The sequence below is a fragment of the Vibrio chemaguriensis genome, assembly GCF_012275705.1.
GTDB lineage: Bacteria > Pseudomonadota > Gammaproteobacteria > Enterobacterales > Vibrionaceae > Vibrio > Vibrio diabolicus.
The window spans coordinates 21,151-37,577 of the sequence record NZ_SHOE01000026.1; the positions used below are offsets into that span (position 1 = coordinate 21,151).

General features: G+C 45.2%; 18 protein-coding genes and 1 pseudogene. 16 read left to right on the forward strand and 3 right to left on the reverse strand.

Features of this window, described 5'->3' with window-relative positions; genetic code table 11:
• The first annotated feature begins 13 nt into the window (after positions 1 to 13).
• The 6 genes from EX191_RS19365 (at position 14) to EX191_RS19390 (ending at position 6,042) form a co-directional block, all read left to right on the forward strand.
• On the forward strand, positions 14 to 1,237 hold the full coding sequence (locus EX191_RS19365) for an EAL and HDOD domain-containing protein (RefSeq protein WP_005393827.1): 1,224 nt from the start codon (positions 14 to 16) through the stop codon (positions 1,235 to 1,237).
• A gap of 155 nt (positions 1,238 to 1,392) precedes the next feature.
• On the forward strand, positions 1,393 to 1,728 hold the full coding sequence (locus tag EX191_RS19370) for a metalloregulator ArsR/SmtB family transcription factor (RefSeq protein ID WP_005393826.1): 336 nt from the start codon (positions 1,393 to 1,395) through the stop codon (positions 1,726 to 1,728).
• 42 nt (positions 1,729 to 1,770) lie between these two features.
• On the forward strand, positions 1,771 to 2,772 hold the full coding sequence (locus tag EX191_RS19375) for an ArsJ-associated glyceraldehyde-3-phosphate dehydrogenase (protein ID WP_005393824.1): 1,002 nt from the start codon (positions 1,771 to 1,773) through the stop codon (positions 2,770 to 2,772).
• Between the two features lie 12 nt (positions 2,773 to 2,784).
• Positions 2,785 to 3,279, forward strand: a complete 495-nt coding sequence (locus EX191_RS19380) for a cyclin-dependent kinase inhibitor 3 family protein (RefSeq protein WP_005393822.1) — start codon at positions 2,785 to 2,787, stop codon at positions 3,277 to 3,279.
• A 256-nt stretch (positions 3,280 to 3,535) separates the two neighbouring features.
• Positions 3,536 to 4,753, forward strand: coding sequence for an organoarsenical effux MFS transporter ArsJ (gene arsJ / locus EX191_RS19385; protein ID WP_145533187.1), 1,218 nt, complete (start codon positions 3,536 to 3,538; stop codon positions 4,751 to 4,753).
• Between the two features lie 275 nt (positions 4,754 to 5,028).
• Positions 5,029 to 6,042: an acyltransferase gene (locus EX191_RS19390; protein WP_193448302.1), complete on the forward strand. Its 1,014-nt coding sequence runs from the start codon at positions 5,029 to 5,031 to the stop codon at positions 6,040 to 6,042.
• Here EX191_RS19390 and EX191_RS19395 read toward each other — a convergent pair.
• Positions 6,039 to 6,368 (reverse strand): DUF2500 domain-containing protein, encoded by a 330-nt coding sequence (locus EX191_RS19395; protein WP_005393817.1) that lies wholly within the window; start codon positions 6,366 to 6,368, stop codon positions 6,039 to 6,041. The genes EX191_RS19390 and EX191_RS19395 overlap by 4 nt on opposite strands.
• 328 nt (positions 6,369 to 6,696) lie before the next feature.
• On the opposite strand from EX191_RS19395, the gene EX191_RS19400 reads away from it, so the two are divergent.
• The 4 genes from EX191_RS19400 (at position 6,697) to EX191_RS19415 (ending at position 9,653) form a co-directional block, all read left to right on the forward strand.
• Positions 6,697 to 7,065, forward strand: a complete 369-nt coding sequence (locus tag EX191_RS19400) for a hypothetical protein (RefSeq protein ID WP_005393815.1) — start codon at positions 6,697 to 6,699, stop codon at positions 7,063 to 7,065.
• A gap of 1,082 nt (positions 7,066 to 8,147) precedes the next feature.
• Positions 8,148 to 8,768 (forward strand): lysoplasmalogenase, encoded by a 621-nt coding sequence (locus EX191_RS19405; protein WP_005393811.1) that lies wholly within the window; start codon positions 8,148 to 8,150, stop codon positions 8,766 to 8,768.
• Positions 8,769 to 8,837: 69 nt separating this feature from the next.
• Positions 8,838 to 9,059 carry a YecH family metal-binding protein gene (locus EX191_RS19410; protein ID WP_005393809.1) on the forward strand — a complete coding sequence of 74 codons (222 nt, stop codon included), beginning with the start codon at positions 8,838 to 8,840 and terminating at the stop codon, positions 9,057 to 9,059.
• A gap of 24 nt (positions 9,060 to 9,083) precedes the next feature.
• Entirely contained in the window at positions 9,084 to 9,653 is a 570-nt protein-coding gene (locus EX191_RS19415; protein WP_193448307.1) for a YhgN family NAAT transporter, read from the forward strand.
• A 57-nt stretch (positions 9,654 to 9,710) separates the two neighbouring features.
• Here the strand turns inward: EX191_RS19415 and EX191_RS19420 are convergent.
• Positions 9,711 to 9,976: pseudogene (locus tag EX191_RS19420) on the reverse strand (DUF1145 domain-containing protein).
• A 25-nt stretch (positions 9,977 to 10,001) separates the two neighbouring features.
• The gene (rsmD, locus tag EX191_RS19425) at positions 10,002 to 10,601 is read right to left on the reverse strand and encodes a 16S rRNA (guanine(966)-N(2))-methyltransferase RsmD (protein ID WP_054868128.1); all 600 of its coding nucleotides are present in this window, start codon (positions 10,599 to 10,601) and stop codon (positions 10,002 to 10,004) included.
• A 230-nt stretch (positions 10,602 to 10,831) separates the two neighbouring features.
• Here rsmD and ftsY point away from each other — a divergent pair, with 230 nt between their 5' ends.
• The 6 genes from ftsY to glpG all read left to right on the forward strand — a co-directional run bounded on the left by ftsY (position 10,832) and on the right by glpG (position 16,407).
• Positions 10,832 to 12,061 carry a signal recognition particle-docking protein FtsY gene (gene ftsY, locus EX191_RS19430; protein WP_193448303.1) on the forward strand — a complete coding sequence of 410 codons (1,230 nt, stop codon included), beginning with the start codon at positions 10,832 to 10,834 and terminating at the stop codon, positions 12,059 to 12,061.
• Positions 12,062 to 12,083: 22 nt separating this feature from the next.
• On the forward strand, positions 12,084 to 12,758 hold the full coding sequence (gene ftsE / locus EX191_RS19435) for a cell division ATP-binding protein FtsE (protein WP_005393800.1): 675 nt from the start codon (positions 12,084 to 12,086) through the stop codon (positions 12,756 to 12,758).
• Positions 12,748 to 13,716, forward strand: a complete 969-nt coding sequence (ftsX, locus tag EX191_RS19440; RefSeq protein WP_005393793.1) for a permease-like cell division protein FtsX — start codon at positions 12,748 to 12,750, stop codon at positions 13,714 to 13,716. Before ftsE ends, ftsX begins: the two co-directional genes overlap by 11 nt.
• Positions 13,717 to 13,893: 177 nt before the next feature.
• Positions 13,894 to 14,751, forward strand: coding sequence for an RNA polymerase sigma factor RpoH (gene rpoH, locus EX191_RS19445; protein ID WP_005378693.1), 858 nt, complete (start codon positions 13,894 to 13,896; stop codon positions 14,749 to 14,751).
• Between the two features lie 493 nt (positions 14,752 to 15,244).
• Positions 15,245 to 15,565: a thiosulfate sulfurtransferase GlpE gene (glpE, locus tag EX191_RS19450; protein ID WP_005378691.1), complete on the forward strand. Its 321-nt coding sequence runs from the start codon at positions 15,245 to 15,247 to the stop codon at positions 15,563 to 15,565.
• Positions 15,565 to 16,407, forward strand: coding sequence for a rhomboid family intramembrane serine protease GlpG (glpG, locus tag EX191_RS19455; RefSeq protein ID WP_005393785.1), 843 nt, complete (start codon positions 15,565 to 15,567; stop codon positions 16,405 to 16,407). Before glpE ends, glpG begins: the two co-directional genes overlap by 1 nt.
• Positions 16,408 to 16,427: the final 20 nt, after the last annotated feature.

Below are 16,427 nucleotides of genomic sequence, written 5' to 3' on the forward strand. Positions count from 1 at the left end.
GTCCTTCTTTAGCATGAATACAACGTATGTTGCTCGCCAGCCGATCTTTAACCGCAAAAGACAGACGCTGGGTTATGAATTGTTGTTTCGAGATGGGGAGAGTAATGCATACCCTTCGCATATTGAGTCAAACCGAGCAACATACCGATTAATTGTCGAGAATTTCCTATCACTGGGCACTAACCCAGTGATTGCTTCTTCGCGATGCTTTATCAATTTTCCTCATCAAAGCTTGGTGCGCCGCTTACCGCGCAGCTTGCCAAAAAATAAAATCGTCGTTGAAGTTCTGGAAACTTGCCAACCGACCGATGATCTTCTCGATGCAATTCGCGAGTTGTATCGAGAAGGTTATTTGATCGCGCTGGATGATTTCACCTTAACGCCGGAGTGGCGTCGCTTCTTACCTTACGTGCACATCGTTAAACTCGATATCATGGCAATGGGGCTGGAAAAAGCGTGTGCGTTGGTCAAAGCTCACCTTGCTAAACGCGTCAAATATCACTTTTTGGCGGAACGTGTTGAAACCGCAGAAGAGTTTGAGCAAGCCAAAGCGGCTGGCTTTAAGTTTTTCCAAGGCTACTTTTTTAGTAAGCCATTAGTTTCGCAAACAAAATACGTGAGCCCTGAGCAAGTGTTAGCGCTACAGCTTTTTCGTGAAGTCTGCTCACCAGAGCCGGACTTTACTCGTATTGAAACCATCATTACGCAAGATGTCGCGTTGTCGTACAAATTATTGCGCTTTGTAAATACGCAAGCGCCGAACCTCGCTGTCGAAATCAGCTCGTTTCGTCAGGCCTTGATCTACCTTGGTCAGGATAATCTTAAGCAGTTTGTCTCCTTGGTCGTGGCGTCGTATATCTCTAGTAACAAGCCTCGAGAACTGTATCACCTTTCATTACAACGAGCGCAGTTCTGCCAATTAATGTCGCGTTATCAGCCATTTTCCCACCTCAACGAACAAGGGTTTATGGTCGGCTTATTATCGATTTTAGATGCGATGCTTGATTTGTCGGTGGAATCTTTAGTCAAGCAATTGCCACTTAGCGAATCCGTACAACAAGCCTTATTACATCGCAAGGGGGTTTATGGTGCGCTGATTTCTCTCGAAGAGTGTTACGAGCGTGCCGACTGGTCAGGCGTTGAAAAAATCACGACGCAGTTGGGATTGTCTTTGGAAGAGGTCAAGCTCTCGTTAGGCGAAGCGGTTCGCTGGAGTCAAAACGTCGCAACCGCGTAAATTTCTGCCGTATCTTTATTCTCTCTAACCGTTCTTCTCTCAATCTTTATTGGCTGTTTCGATGTGAAACTTTTATGACGATGATGGGATCACTCTTGACGACATTTCAGAGTTAAATAAATATATACGCATATCCATATATAGGTATGTTTATTATGCTTCCACATCAGTTTTTCAAGCTGTTATCCGATGAAACGCGCGTACGTTGTTTAATGCTGGTGGCCCGTGAAGGCGAAACTTGCGTGGGTGATTTGGCGTTTGCGTTGCAAGAGAGTCAGCCGAAAGTTTCTCGTCATCTTGCTCAGTTACGCTCCAGTGGCATCTTGGTGGATAAACGCCGAGGGCAATGGGTGTACTACGAGTTATCGCAGCAACTACCAGGTTGGATGCGTAAGCTGATTGAAGACTTAGTGGCATCAAACTGTTTGAAGCAAGAGTACCAAGACGACATCACACGCTTACACGATAAAAGTCGTGAGGCTTGCTGTTAATAGCAAACAGAGATTCAAGGTAGAAGATTAAAGGGTAAAACTATGACAATTAAAGTAGGCATTAATGGCTTTGGCCGAATTGGTCGTTTAGCACTGCGAGCGGCATTCGACTGGCCAGAGTTAGAGTTTGTGCAAATCAACGATGTCGCAGGTGATGCAGCGACGCTTGGCCACTTATTAGAGTTCGATTCAGTGCAAGGTCGTTGGCACCATGAAGTGCAGGTTGAGGGCAATGAGCTCGTCATCAATGGCAAGCGCATCGCCACGACTCAGCAACGTGACATTGACGCCGTGAACTGGTCTGGCTGCGATGTTGTGATTGAAGCGACAGGTGTACACCGCAAAACCTCGTACCTAGACCAATACCTCGATCAAGGTGTGAAGCGCGTGGTGGTGAGTGCGCCAGTGAAAGAAGAAGGCATTGCGAACATTGTAGTTGGTGTGAATGACCACATCTTCGATCCTGAAAAACATCGTATCGTGACAGCCGCTTCGTGCACAACAAACTGTATAGCGCCTGTGGTGAAAGTTATTCATGAGAAGTTGGGCATTGAGCAATCCTCTTTCACGACAATTCACGATTTGACCAATACGCAAACCATTTTGGATGCGCCACATAAAGACCTGCGCCGTGCTCGTGCGTGCGGCATGAGCCTTATCCCGACCACTACCGGTAGTGCGACTGCGATTGTGGAAATTTTCCCAGATTTAAAAGGCAAGATTAACGGCCACGCGGTACGTGTACCATTGGCGAATGCGTCATTGACCGACATCATCTTCGATGTAAAACGCGATACCACAGCAGAAGAAGTGAACGCTTTGCTGAAAGAGGCGTCGGAAGGGGAGTTAAAAGGCATTCTTGGCTTTGAGGAACGTCCGTTAGTGTCGATCGATTACAAAGGCGACCAACGCTCAACCATCGTTGATGCACAATCCACCATGGTGGTTGGCTCACGAATGGTGAAGATTTACGCGTGGTACGACAATGAAATGGGTTACGCAACGCGCACCGCAGAATTGGTTCGTAACGTTGGTCTGGCATAACCGGAGTTCATAATGTCTCATCCTACATGGCAATTAGATTTGGACTCTGGTGCATTAGTCCTAACACCGTGCCCGGGTACCAAAGGCGTCGAGTTGAAAGCGTCGTTGGAACAGTTGAAGGAGCAGGGGGTTCAAGCGGTCGTTACTGCATTGGACGATAGCGAGTTAGCAGCGAAAGACGTTGCGGCTTTGGGTGACACCACTCAGCAGCTGGGCATGAAATGGTTCCAGATCGAGATTGAAGATGACTGCGCACCAAGTGAAGAATTTGCGGCGAAGTGGCACCAAGCCAGTCCGGAACTGCATACGATTCTTGCTCAAGGTGGCAAAGTCGCGATGCACTGCATGGGCGGCTCGGGTCGCACAGGTTTGTTTGCGGCTCACTTGTTGCTAGAGAAGAAATGGCAGTTAGAAGATATCGTGCGAGAAGTGCAGGCTCTTCGCCCTGGTGCGTTTACAAAACCGGTGCAGCTTGAGTACATCGAACGCGTGGCGAAAGACGCTTGATCAGCTTAAATAGCTTTTGGAACATCATGATCCAAAAGCTATGTTCCAGTTTATATAATGGAAAATAGGTCAGCAGTAAAACTAAAAATTTCAATTTAAGTTTTTGTTTTTATTGGTTATCTTTGTCCATTTGTAAATTTCGGTGTGTTTGTGAATTCGAACTAAGGTTGTATCGCCTTATGGTTGGTGTACAGGTTAATAAGCATTTGGCACATGATGATCTAAATGCTTCTATCGCTGTACATAAGAGGTCAATATGATTTCTCAATTGAGCAAAAGTATTCGTCAGTACATGTTAGTGACGTTTAACTATTGGAACTTTACCGTGACCGACGGAGCGCTGCGTATGCTGGTGGTGCTCTATTTTCACGACTTGGGTTATTCCACGTTAGCTATTGCCTCACTGTTCCTTTTCTATGAATTTTTTGGTGTGGTGACCAATTTGATTGGTGGTTGGTTGGGCGCAAGGTTAGGCTTGAACAAAACCATGAACATTGGTTTAGCGATGCAAGTGTTTGCGTTGTTGATGCTGGCAGTACCCAACGCATGGCTGACGATTCCTTGGGTGATGGCGGCACAAGCTTTGTCGGGGATTGCCAAAGACCTCAACAAGATGAGTGCCAAGAGTGCGATTAAAACGCTAGTGCCAGACGAGCAGCAAGGCGCACTCTACAAATGGGTGGCGATTTTGACAGGCTCGAAGAATGCACTCAAAGGGGCGGGCTTTTTTGTTGGTGGCTTGCTGTTGTCTTGGGTGGGCTTCCAAAACTCGATGTTTATTATGTCGAGTGTGCTGGCATTGGTGTTTGTTTGCAGCATGATCTGGCTAGAAGCAGACATGGGTAAAGCAAAGAGCAAACCTAAGTTTCGCCAAATTTTCTCCAAGTCCGAATCTATAAATATTTTATCTGCGGCACGTATGTTCTTGTTTGGGGCGCGTGATGTGTGGTTTGTGGTCGCTCTACCTATTTATCTTGGCAGTGTGTTTGGCTGGGATCACTTGTGGGTCGGTGGCTTTTTAGCCGCATGGGTCATTGCTTATGGGTTTGTGCAAGGCTTTGCGCCGCGTATTACTGGCAAAGCGCAAGGTCGCGTGCCTGATGGTAGTGCAGCATTAGTATGGGCAGGAATTCTTGCGTTAATTACGGGCGGTATTGCTTATGGTGTGCAAATCGGCTGGCAGCCTGAGTTGGTAATTGTTGTGGGGTTAATGATTTTTGGTGCTGTGTTTGCCATTAACTCTTCACTTCACTCGTATCTGATTGTGAGCTATGCCAAAGGTGATGGTGTGTCTCTGGATGTTGGCTTCTATTACATGGCCAATGCGATGGGACGTTTGATTGGCACGGTATTATCGGGTTGGATCTACCAAGAGGCTGGTCTTGCGGCGTGCTTATGGGTCTCCTTTGCTTTCTTGGCGCTGACGACGTTGATTTCGATTAAGTTGCCAAAAGCTAACGTTGCTACTGCGTAACTATTCCCAGTATTGCTATCTGTAGATGGTATAAATGGCTCCAAATCGGAGCCATTTTTGTTTCTTATGCGCCGTTGATGTAATCAAACTGTGTGGTTTTGGCATCGAGAGTGAATGCTGATGTTTGGTTCTCGTTAATTGATTAGAGTGGTGATGAAATCCCCGTTGTAGGTCATTGTTGCGTTAAAAATAAGCAAAAACAGATTGTTAACCATTTCACTGGCTGAGATTTACCCTATGCTATAAACGATAAGCGACTCAAAGTAGGGAAAGGTATGAGAGAAAGGGTTCTGTTTTTTGATTTATTGCGCTGCTTTGCTGCGGTGGCAGTGATCGCCATTCACGTCTTGGCCCCTTATCGAAATGAGTTAGGAGTGATCCCGTTTGACCAATGGTTGACGGCGGTAGGCGTTAATAGCGTTACCCGCTGGGCGGTGCCAGTTTTCATTCTGATCACCGGAGCGTTGATGCTCAGTGACACTCGACCATTTGACGGTAAGTATTATATCAAAAGGCGTTTAGGCAAAGTCTTAGTCCCATTTCTTATTTGGTCGATGTTTTATGCATACCTCTCTGGCTGGACGGCTCAAGGGTTTGACTTTGAAACCGTAAAAGAGGTGTTAAGCAATAGCCCATTTCACGCAACGTATTACCACCTCGGTTTTTTCTATTACTTTATACCTCTGTATTTTGTGATTCCGTTGTTCCAATGGATGGTACGCAACGTTGATGACAATGTGTTGTATACCTATCTCGCATTTTGGCTTTTCACCAGCACGCTGTTTTTGTTCAAGATTGATGGTCCATGGAGTAACCAAATGTGGCTCTACATGGGTTACCTTCCTCTGGGTTATGTTCTATTTCAAAAAGTGCCTTTGAACCGCTCTATGGTGACCTTATTTACAGGGTTTGGCCTCGTCGCGTTGGCTGTGACATTTACTATGGTCGTGACGAACAGTTTAGAGGCGGAGAAGTACACGGTTGGACGCTGGCTGTCTTACAAAACACTGAATGTCATTCTAGCGGCTTCGATGATTTTCATGATCGGTCGTTACTTTGGGGAAGGCTTGTCACCAAAAGTACAAAAAGTGGTGAGTGTGATCAGTCAGCACAGCTTGGGGATTTACTTACTTCACCCAATTTTCTTATGGCCGATGAAAGCGTTTGGGTGGTACACCGGACATCCCGCATGGGTGATTCCAGTCTGGATCATTATCAGTGGATCTGGAGCCTTGGCGATGAGCTATCTCTTTTCTCGCTCTGCCAAGACTCGTTGGTTACTGCCTTAACGTTTGATGGCGAAGTGAAGGAATTTGTTACCACGATAGGTTAGCGTTCCTTTATCTCCAGGGTTGAGTGCATGGTAGTAGTGCACTCCAATTTGGAACTCTCGTTTAGGGCCAATAGAACCGCGTTGGACATAAATCCAATATTCTTGGTCGTCTTGGCCTGGTGGTGCATCTGGGATGTCGATAGCTTGCTTATCTAAAATAGTTACCTGTGCACTTTGTTCTGGAGCATCTTCGCCCACATAGTGCTTGCTATAGAAACGAAAAAATACCCATGCGCCCAAAGCAATAAGGGCGAACAGGGCAACAATAAGTGAGATTGGCATGTTAACCTCCGATGTTTCATTGAGCTCTATTCTACAGAACTCACTGATGAAACGATGAGTTGAGATAACTTATTCATAATCTAATGAAAGGGACATGAATTTTATTCGGCGCACTTCACGGTTTATCTCAATGGGGACGCGATGAAATCGTTGCTTCATCTGCAAGCTACGTCACTAAAGCTGAACTAAGCAGCTTTCACTTGTCTGGCTATATGCGCTCAAGGGCACAAATTGAAAGTAAAATTGCACTTAACGGCTCGAAAAAGCTCTAAATTTATAGAAGAATAAAAATAACGAACACGGGAAGGGTCTGGTAAGGAGGGTTACGATGTCAGATATTGAAAAAGTAGTCATGCGTACCCGAACGATCGAAAAACTTTTGCGTACTCAGTACCATGCAGAAGGGAAAGGGTTACACCAACTTATTAATAGTTGTGAAGAACGTTTACCACATGACGTGATAGCGAAGCTTCGTTTTATCGCTACTGTGCGTAATAAAGTGGTTCACGAAGACGATTATAAGCTGGATGATCGGAAAGGCTTTATGGCGGCATGTGACGCTTGCGAAAAAGAGCTAACGCCAAGAAGCTCTCGTTTTATTTGGCGTGCAGCAATTTTGCTAATGACGTTGATTACGCTCGCCGCTCTTGGTTTTTACTACATGCATTGGGATATCTTGTCCAAACACATACAGTAGAAAAGCACAGATAAATAAAAAAGGACGCATTTGCGTCCTTTTTTATTTTTAATCAGTAGGTTAGTACATCATTGGCAGTGTCATTAAACCCACAACCACTGCAATCATTACCAGCCCTTGTTTTTGAGAAGATGAAATCATAACACTACCCCTTAATCTTTGATGAACTCGATGAATTTAATATAGCACTGTTTTTGGGGTTTGATCAACATATGCTCAATAATCTTTTCAAAAAATACACTTAACTTGTCTTTTTTTACGTGTTTTTGACTAATGAAACTGTGTTTTTTGTGTTGTGTTTAAAATGCTCGTATTGTGTGATTGTTGTTCGTATTTTATTTAAGTGTATGATTTTAAATGGTCAATCTTGGTTTGCTGTTGGCTTGGAAATTGTTTTTTGTTTCGGTTGGTATGTTGATTGTCGATTTTGTCTGTGTTTCTCAAAAATTGAGAAAATAAAAAGATGTGCTATGGAAGTGCATCATTGAGTTGAGGTGTGGAAGGGGAATTTTCTTATCTAATGAGAAAATATGGGCTTAAAAAGTGTTTAGTGATTTGATGGTTTATGAAGTCGGTGTTTTCGATGGTTATTGAGAATGTAGCTTTATTTATCATTAGCTTACGTTCTCTATTTGATGTTTTTGTTATTGAGTTAAGTTTGATTTTTAATGTTGTTCTAATCTGTTCATCGGTGGTTTCTACTATCTTAGCTCGCTACCAAGACGATTTTCTGTTTTGTGTCTGTTATTTATTCTTGTTGCCTGTGATGTATACAGTCTGATGGTTTAGTCCTCAGTTTTTGACGTGATGGGTTACCAAGGCCATTGGGCTGCTTTTTAGTTAAATGGCCTGACTAAGCGCGGGTTATTGTGCCGTGTGATTTGATGAACTTGGCTCATGGGATAGGGCTCTGCCCCATATTTATGGCCGTCATTAAGGCTCATCGACTTAATTGTTGTGCAGACTGAGGGTTACAAAATGTTTCGAATCGCTAGCGAGATCCAACTTTCGCAGATTGTGTCTTTACATCAAAACTGGTCTACCTAGACTAGCGGCGAGTTTAAGTAAAAGGTGTATACGGCATGTGGAGTTGGCTGGCGATAGGGCTATCAGGTGTGTATTCCGTGTTGGGAGCAAAACAAGCTAACCCGACACAATCCCTCGTGTTTAAAATCTTTACTCTGCTACTTCTTCTTGTGTTGGTGTTAACTCAAGGCGCATCCGCAACATATACCTACTGGATTGCGGGTGGGCTTATTGTGTCTATGGTGGCAGATACGCTGCACTCGTTTAAAACTCGCAAGCTAATTTACTTTGCTGCGTATTTGCTTGCTCAGGTGTGCTACAGCAAGTCATTTTGGGTGCAGCTTAATGGTGAGATTGTCTGGTGGCTGTTGGCCCTACTGCTCGCAGCGAGTATCGTGGCGTTCTTTTTGTTGCTACCTCAACTCGACTCTCTGGTGTTTCCTGTTGTGATCATGGGGATGATGTTGGTTCAGCTTGCTTGGGCGGCGGGTGAAGTTTGGTTGCAGGCCCCGAGCTATGCCAATGCTATCGGTTTCAGCGGAACCCTAGTTTTGATCTATTCGGCGTTGGCGTATGCGATACACGGTTACCGAAAACCGATGAAACACGCCTATTTGTGGGTAAGTGGTAGCTACTTCTTTGCCCACGCCCTCATTGTTGCCTCTATCATTTACTAATTTAAGTCAAAGCAGCTCCCGAAGATTTCAGTAAACTGGACGTATTGTTCTTGATGACTGGAGTCAATAATGAGTGAAATCCATGCCCACGAGCTGCTAAACCTACTTCGAGAAACGCCAATGGATCGCGAAGCGCTGGCACAGCACTTTGGCAACACCGTTCGCTTTCACACCTGTAAACTGAATGATCTAGACTTAGACGCATTGCTAGCATTTTTGCTCAAGCGCGACAAAATCCGTGAGCTTGAAGGTAAGTTTGTGGTCAATATGGCGCGTGTCTGCAATCACTAAGCGGCGGCTATGATGCGAGGGTGAATATGCTGTTTTCGCCCTCAGCCATGTACTCACGTTGTCAGTTTGCCGATTGTGTTGTCTATTCTCAAGCACATCGATCCTAAGCGTCGCCGTAAGGTATTGATTCGTGAACTACTGTTTGCCTTACTAATCTTGATGTTGTTTCTGTTTGCAGGACAAAGCATCTTAAGTTTTTTGCATGTCCAGCCAGAAACGCTCAGCATTTCAGGTGGCATTATTCTCTTCATTATCGCGATTAAGATGATCTTTCCGAGTGCTGGCAGCATCACTGGACTGGCGGCAGGCGAGGAGCCCTTTATTGTTCCGATGGCCATTCCTATGATCGCGGGCCCTTCAGTGATTGCAGCATTGCTTTTGCTATCTTCACAGCATCCAGAAAAAATGTTGGAAATGTCCGCATCAGTTGTGATTGCGTGGGGCGCAACATTTTTTATTCTAATGTTTTATGGCTTCTTTAATCGTTTGTTGGGCGAGCGTGGCTTAAAAGCGGTAGAGCGTTTAATGGGCTTGTTGCTGGTGATGATCTCTACTCAAATGTTTTTGGATGGTGTTAAGAGCTATCTTGGGTGATGGAATAAACGTAATAAAAAAGCCGCTCTTGTGAGCGGCTTTTTAGTATTTGGGCGATTACATCATGTGTTTACGACGAATATCGAGCAGGGCAAAAATACCAAAGATCAGGATAGAATATTTTCCCAACTGCTCATTTTAATTTTGTCGCCAAATGCGCCAATGAAGATGGCCATTTGCAAACCGTGCATGATGAACAAAAAAGCGGTCATGATGTACAGCGCAATCGCGGCATTGCCGGGAAACGGCATAAAGATATTGAGGATCAATACTAACCAAACAAAGGCGATAGCCGCTTTGGCCAGCATAATTAATGCTTTCATTTAAGTGTCCTTTTAAATCGAGGCGTTATGCGGAGGTACGTTCATACAGACGATAGCTCACTTGGCCTGCTGTTTTTTCTCGATGTAACTGCCAGTTTTCTGGTAAGTCGGCAATATTGAGTTCTTTTTCTGTTTCAATATAAATCATCGCATCTTCCGCGAGCCAGCCATTTTGTTCTAGCAGAGCCACGGTCTCATCCAATAGACCTTTGCGAAACGGTGGGTCAATAAACACCACATGGTGAGCAGTACCCGGCTGTTCTAAAAAGCTCAGTGCGTCGGTATTTACCACTTGGATGTTGTTCGCGTTAAGAGAGGCAACATTCTTTTGTAACTGTTGGAAAGCTTGTGGGTTCAGCTCGACCATGGTCACTTGCTCTGCTTGGCGCGAAGCCGACTCAAAGCCTAAGCCGCCGGAGCCGGCAAATAAGTCGAGACATTTTGCTTGCGGCACATCTTGAGCCAGCCAGTTAAATAGCGTTTCTTTGACGCGATCGGTCGTTGGGCGTAAGCCTTCAGCATCGTGTACAGGAAGTTTTCTGCCTCTCCATAAGCCACTAATAATGCGAACAAAGCCTGTTGTTGGCTTTTTTTGTGATGAGTTTTGCTGGCGACGTCTTACCATAGATTTTTTGACCGCTAATAAAGTGATACTATATCTAATCGCCCAAGCCGTGAGCTTGGAGCTTGGATACAGCCCAGAATATTCAAGATGACAGAGTGTAACACTAATAAGATTAGAATTACCTAATCGGAAAGTTTTCACAACTTTGTCATTAGCCTTTTTTAGACAGATAATAATCTTGTCAAAAAAGAGTCATTAATAGATAAAAGAACAATCTAGGATAGCCCCAGATGACGGAAAAAAAGAAGCGCGGATTACTTTCGTGGCTAGGTTTTGGTGACGAAGAACAAAGCCCAAAACCAAAAACTGAAGAAACAGTAAAAGAAGAAGCAGTGGATGCGCCTTCTGAAGAGCAGCAAACCGACGCGGCTGCTGAGCAAGCGGAAGCAACGCCAGAACTTGAAGAAGAATCGAAAAAAGCGGAGGCTGCCCCAGCAGAAGCAGAAGCAGAAGCAGAAGCAGAAGCAGAAGCAGAAGCAGAAGCAGAAGAGCCTCAAGTGCCTGCTGCACCTCGCGTTCAAGAACAAGAAAAGCCAACAGAGAGCTTTTTTGCTCGCCTCAAACGCAGCCTAAGCCGCACAAAAGCAAACATCGGCGCTGGCTTCTTCGGTCTGTTCAGCGGTAAGAAAATCGATGAAGACTTATTTGAAGAGCTAGAAGAGCAACTGCTTATTGCTGATGTGGGCATGAATACCACAACAAAAATTATCAACAACCTGACAGAAAAAGCCACACGTGGCGATCTGAAAGACGGCGAAGCCCTTTATGGTTTGTTGAAAGAAGAAATGGCTGAGATTCTTTCTAAAGTCGAACAGCCACTAGAAATCGACAGCAACAAAACGCCTTACGTCATCTTAATGGTTGGTGTAAATGGCGTGGGTAAAACCACGACCATCGGTAAGCTTGCCAAGCAGTTCCAAACTCAAGGCAAAAAAGTGATGCTTGCAGCGGGCGATACTTTCCGTGCCGCAGCGGTTGAGCAGCTACAAGTATGGGGTGAGCGTAACAACGTTCCTGTGATTGCCCAGCATACTGGCGCAGACAGTGCTTCTGTTATCTATGATGCGATTGAAGCGGCAAAAGCACGTGGTGTGGATGTTGTGATTGCCGATACCGCGGGTCGTTTACAGAACAAAGCGAACCTAATGGAAGAGCTGCGTAAGATTGTACGTGTGATGAAGAAAATTGATGACTCTGCACCACACGAGATCATGCTGACGCTAGACGCAGGTACAGGGCAAAATGCCATCAGCCAAGCGAAACTTTTCAGTGATGTTGCCCCTCTAACCGGGATTACCTTGACTAAGCTGGATGGTACAGCGAAAGGCGGCGTAATTTTCGCTATTGCCGATCAGTTTGGTATTCCAATTCGTTACATTGGTGTGGGTGAAGGTATCGAAGACTTGCGTCCATTTGAAACTCAAGAGTTTATTGACGCACTGTTTAGTCGTGAAGAATAAAAAGAGTTAGAGGAAATCAACGGTGATCAAATTTCAGCAAGTGAGCAAAGCTTACCGAGGTGGTCGACAAGCACTGCAAAAAGTCGATTTTCACCTGAGGCGCGGTGAAATGGCGTTTTTAGGCGGGCATTCCGGGGCTGGTAAAAGTACCTTGCTGAAATTGATCTGCGCGATAGAGCGCCCAACCGATGGAAAAATCCATTTTAATGGTCACGATATCACGCGTATTCCAAGCAAAGACATCCCTTTTTTGCGCCGCAATATTGGGATTGTTTTTCAAGATCATCGCCTATTGATGGATCGCAGTGTGTACGACAATGTCGCTCTGCCAATGCGTATCGAATCGATTTCTGAAAACGAAATCAAACGCCGTGTTTCTGCGGCGTTAGATAAAACGGGCTTACTCGATAAAGCTCGTTGCCTACCTAGTCAACTTTCTGGTGGTGAGCAACAACGCGTCGGTATTGCTCGTGCCGTAGTCAATCGACCAACGTTGCTGGTGGCTGATGAGCCGACAGGTAACCTTGACCCAGAATTATCCAACCGTGTGTTGCGTCTATTCGAAGAATTTAATCGTGCGGGAGTGACCATCTTACTCGCCACGCACGATGTGGGGTTAGTAAATACTCGCCCACAGTATCGTCATTTTGAATTAAACCAAGGCTTCCTAAGTGAGGTAGAAGACTATGGCAGGTAACAAGCACTCCCAAAAGAAGGGGAAAGGCCGCAGTGCCAAGCGTGCAAATACCGATGGTTTTTTCTCTGTCCACGCAAAACAAGCAAAATCCTCTTTTAGCGCCTTATGGCAACGACCTTTAGGTAATATCCTGACCCTAGCCGTGATTTCAATGGCACTTGCTATGCCAGCTTGTTTGTATCTACTGGGGAAAAACGTCGCGGGTGCCGCGGAAGATGTGGCATCTCCCTCGCAAGTTAGTGCTTACTTAGTAGAAGGCATGCCGGATGCACGTGTGATGGTTCTCAAAGATCAAATTGAAACTTGGCCTTTGGTAAAAGAGGTGGAATATATTTCACCGCAACAAGGTCTGTCTGATTTGAGCCAATATGCAGGATTCGATCAGGCTATCAGCCTTTTAAGTGGCTATGCGCTACCCGGTGTGTTGGTGATTACGCCAGCCTCGGAGCTAAAAAGTGATATTCAGTCATTAGCCAAAGACGTTCGAGAGCAACAAGACGTGACCGATGTGAGACTTGACGAAGACTGGCTGGCGCGTCTTGATGCGATCAAAACTCTCGCGAGTATTATTGTCATTACTCTGACAGTGTTGATGCTCGGTGCGGTATTTTTAATCGTTGGCAACACGTTGCGATTTAATGTGCTGGCGAATAAAGAAGAGATTCAAACCATGAAACTGATCGGTGCGACGGACAGTTTTATTCTGCGCCCTTATTTGTACACGGGGATGTGGTTTGGCGTATTAGGTGCCACCATCGCGTGGTTGGTAACGGCTTTAGTGACCATTGTTATGAATAGTGCGGTGGAAGATCTTGCTGCATTGTACGACAGCCAGTTTCGCCTGATTGGTCTAAGCTGGGATGAATCTTTGCTATTAATCATCATTGGTAGTCTTTTGGGATGCATTGCGGCGCGCTTTTCGGCGCAACGACATTTAAAAGAAATTGAACCAGTTTAAGTGATGAAGGTCTTACTACTTGGATTTTATTAGCACTAGCTAATCTGGATCCCTTGTTTAGACCGAATGTTTATGGATAATTGCTTCCCCTTCTTGAAACTTGTTCATTTTGAGTTCAAGATATCGAAGCTAAATTTGCAATGTAATGCTCCAGATCAGAGATTGATGAGGAATTGAATGACAAAAGAAGCGTATCCGATGGCTCTAGTCACGCAAGATAGCCTTGATAGCTATATTCGCTCAGTAAACAGCTACCCAATGCTGACTGCAGACGAAGAGCGTGAGCTGGCAGAACGATTACACTACAAAGGTGAGATTGAGGCTGCAAAAGGTCTAATTCTTTCGCACCTACGATTCGTTGTTCACGTTGCTCGTGGTTACTCTGGCTACGGTTTGCCAATGGCGGACCTTGTGCAAGAGGGTAACATCGGTCTAATGAAAGCCGTTAAGCGTTTTAACCCAGAAGTAGGGGTTCGCTTGGTGTCTTTTGCTGTCCACTGGATCAAAGCAGAGATCCACGAATACGTGCTACGTAACTGGCGTATCGTGAAAATTGCGACCACTAAAGCGCAACGTAAGTTGTTCTTCAATTTGCGTAAGTCGAAAAAGCGCTTGGGTTGGTTTAACAACGGTGAAGTCGAAACCGTTGCGCGTGAGTTAGGTGTTGAGCCTTCTGAAGTTCGCGAGATGGAATCACGCTTAGCGGCGGTGGATTCAACCTTTGATATGCCAACTGACGAAGACGACAGCTCAAACGCTTACACAGCGCCAATGCTGTACCTAGAAGACAAATCGTCTGATGTGGCTGACAACATCGAAGCTGCAAACTGGGAAATGCATACCAACAATCGTCTGGGTCATGCATTAGCGAGTTTGGATGAGCGTAGTCAGCGCATCGTGCGCTCTCGTTGGTTAGATGATGAGAAAGCAACATTGCAAGACTTAGCTGATGAGTTCGGTGTTTCTGCCGAGCGTATTCGCCAGCTAGAAAAAAACGCAATGAAGAAACTAAAATTGGCAGTGGGTGAATTTTAATTTCTACTGCTAATTGGAAGTAAGATTTTCATAGAAAGCCGAGATCATGTGATCTCGGCTTTTTTATTGTCGATCGAAAATCGATAGCGTTTGCGATCCATATTTTATGTGCTACCTGTGTATAACTCTGTGAAGTAATTATTTATCAACTGTTCGAAACCCGGACAAAATAAGGGATTCAAGCACTTTCCCATCTGGGGATAGTTATAGATATACACACAGTTAGATCAGGATCATCACTACATATTGTGGATCAAAAGATCCAAATACACTTTATCAACGCAATTCACAGCTTTATCCACAAATGGTTGGAATGTGTACACTTTTGAAAAGCCTGATTATCCATGTGTCTAAGTTTGCCGTTGGATAGGTTACAATAGCGGCAGTATACCCAAGCGGCTTCAAATATAGATTTTATGCTGTACCACGGGTGCTGATTAGCACGTTAGGTTCGAGGTTGCTTGGGTATATTAATAAGACAATGAGAAAGTAAATGGATCAGTTTAAGCATATCGATGTACAAGGTGCGCAAGCGCTGCTCGAGCAGGGTGATGCGAAGCTTGTAGATATCCGTGACCCTCAATCGTTTGCCGTTGCGCATGCGGAGTCCGCGTATCACTTAACCAACGATACGATCGTTGCGTTTATGGATGAAGTGGAGTTCGAGCAACCCATTCTGGTGATGTGTTACCACGGCATTAGTAGCCAAGGTGCGGCGCAATATTTAGTTAACCAAGGCTTTGAACAGGTGTACAGTGTGGATGGTGGCTTTGAAGCCTGGCATCGAGCAGAACTACCGATAGTGAGAAGTTAATGAAGAGATTGGTAACGTTAAATAATCCACGTATGGCACAAGCCTTTATTGATTATATGGCCTCTCGCCAAATTGACATCGAAATGATGCCAGAAGGGGATGGGCAATTTGCGCTGTGGCTGACTGATAGCCAGCATGAAATAGAAGCGGAAGCCGAACTTAAGCAGTTCCTTGCTAACCCGTCTGATTCAAAATACAGCGCCGCCTCGTGGGACGTTGCCGATACTCGCAAGAGCACCTTTCATTATTCTAGCCCGAGTATCATGAGCATGGTCAAAGCAAAAGCCGGCCCAATGACTTTGCTGATCATGACGGTGTGTACCATCATCTACTTGTTACAAATGTTTGGCTTTGGCAATGGCGTGTTTAAGTTGTTGCACTTCCCAGCCTTTGAGGGACAACAATGGCAAGTGTGGCGATGGCTAAGCCATGCGTTACTGCACTTTTCAGTGACTCACATCGTGTTCAACTTACTATGGTGGTGGCAGTTGGGGGGCGACATCGAACGTCGTCTCGGTTCCGGTAAGCTATTGCAACTCTTTGTAGTATCAGCAGCGCTTTCTGGGGCTGGCCAATTCTATGTTGAAGGGGCAAACTTCGGTGGCTTGTCTGGCGTGGTCTATGCACTGCTTGGCTATTTGTGGATATTGGGTTACCGCTTGCCACATTTAGGCCTTACGCTACCCAAGCCAATCATCGTTTTTATGTTGGTATGGTTAGTTCTTGGTTTTGTGCAGCCGTTCATGGCGATTGCAAACACCGCTCACTTAGTGGGTTTACTGTCGGGGATGGCGATTGCGCTGTTTGATTCAGGCAAGATGAAATACCAACAGCAAGCCTAAAGCTGAAATGAAAAGACCGC

Excerpts from the sequence above, each read along its gene's own strand:
- EX191_RS19365 (WP_005393827.1), top strand. The coding sequence starts at position 14 with ATGAATACAACGTATGTTGCTCGCCAGCCGATCTTTAACCGCAAAAGA.
- EX191_RS19370 (WP_005393826.1), top strand. The coding sequence starts at position 1,393 with ATGCTTCCACATCAGTTTTTCAAGCTGTTATCCGATGAAACGCGCGTA.
- EX191_RS19375 (WP_005393824.1), top strand. The coding sequence starts at position 1,771 with ATGACAATTAAAGTAGGCATTAATGGCTTTGGCCGAATTGGTCGTTTA.
- EX191_RS19380 (WP_005393822.1), top strand. The coding sequence starts at position 2,785 with ATGTCTCATCCTACATGGCAATTAGATTTGGACTCTGGTGCATTAGTC.
- arsJ (WP_145533187.1), top strand. The coding sequence starts at position 3,536 with ATGATTTCTCAATTGAGCAAAAGTATTCGTCAGTACATGTTAGTGACG.
- EX191_RS19390 (WP_193448302.1), top strand. The coding sequence starts at position 5,029 with ATGAGAGAAAGGGTTCTGTTTTTTGATTTATTGCGCTGCTTTGCTGCG.
- EX191_RS19395 (WP_005393817.1), bottom strand. The coding sequence starts at position 6,368 with ATGCCAATCTCACTTATTGTTGCCCTGTTCGCCCTTATTGCTTTGGGC.
- EX191_RS19400 (WP_005393815.1), top strand. The coding sequence starts at position 6,697 with ATGTCAGATATTGAAAAAGTAGTCATGCGTACCCGAACGATCGAAAAA.
- EX191_RS19405 (WP_005393811.1), top strand. The coding sequence starts at position 8,148 with ATGTGGAGTTGGCTGGCGATAGGGCTATCAGGTGTGTATTCCGTGTTG.
- EX191_RS19410 (WP_005393809.1), top strand. The coding sequence starts at position 8,838 with ATGAGTGAAATCCATGCCCACGAGCTGCTAAACCTACTTCGAGAAACG.
- rsmD (WP_054868128.1), bottom strand. The coding sequence starts at position 10,601 with ATGGTAAGACGTCGCCAGCAAAACTCATCACAAAAAAAGCCAACAACA.
- ftsY (WP_193448303.1), top strand. The coding sequence starts at position 10,832 with ATGACGGAAAAAAAGAAGCGCGGATTACTTTCGTGGCTAGGTTTTGGT.
- ftsX (WP_005393793.1), top strand. The coding sequence starts at position 12,748 with ATGGCAGGTAACAAGCACTCCCAAAAGAAGGGGAAAGGCCGCAGTGCC.
- rpoH (WP_005378693.1), top strand. The coding sequence starts at position 13,894 with ATGACAAAAGAAGCGTATCCGATGGCTCTAGTCACGCAAGATAGCCTT.
- glpE (WP_005378691.1), top strand. The coding sequence starts at position 15,245 with ATGGATCAGTTTAAGCATATCGATGTACAAGGTGCGCAAGCGCTGCTC.
- glpG (WP_005393785.1), top strand. The coding sequence starts at position 15,565 with ATGAAGAGATTGGTAACGTTAAATAATCCACGTATGGCACAAGCCTTT.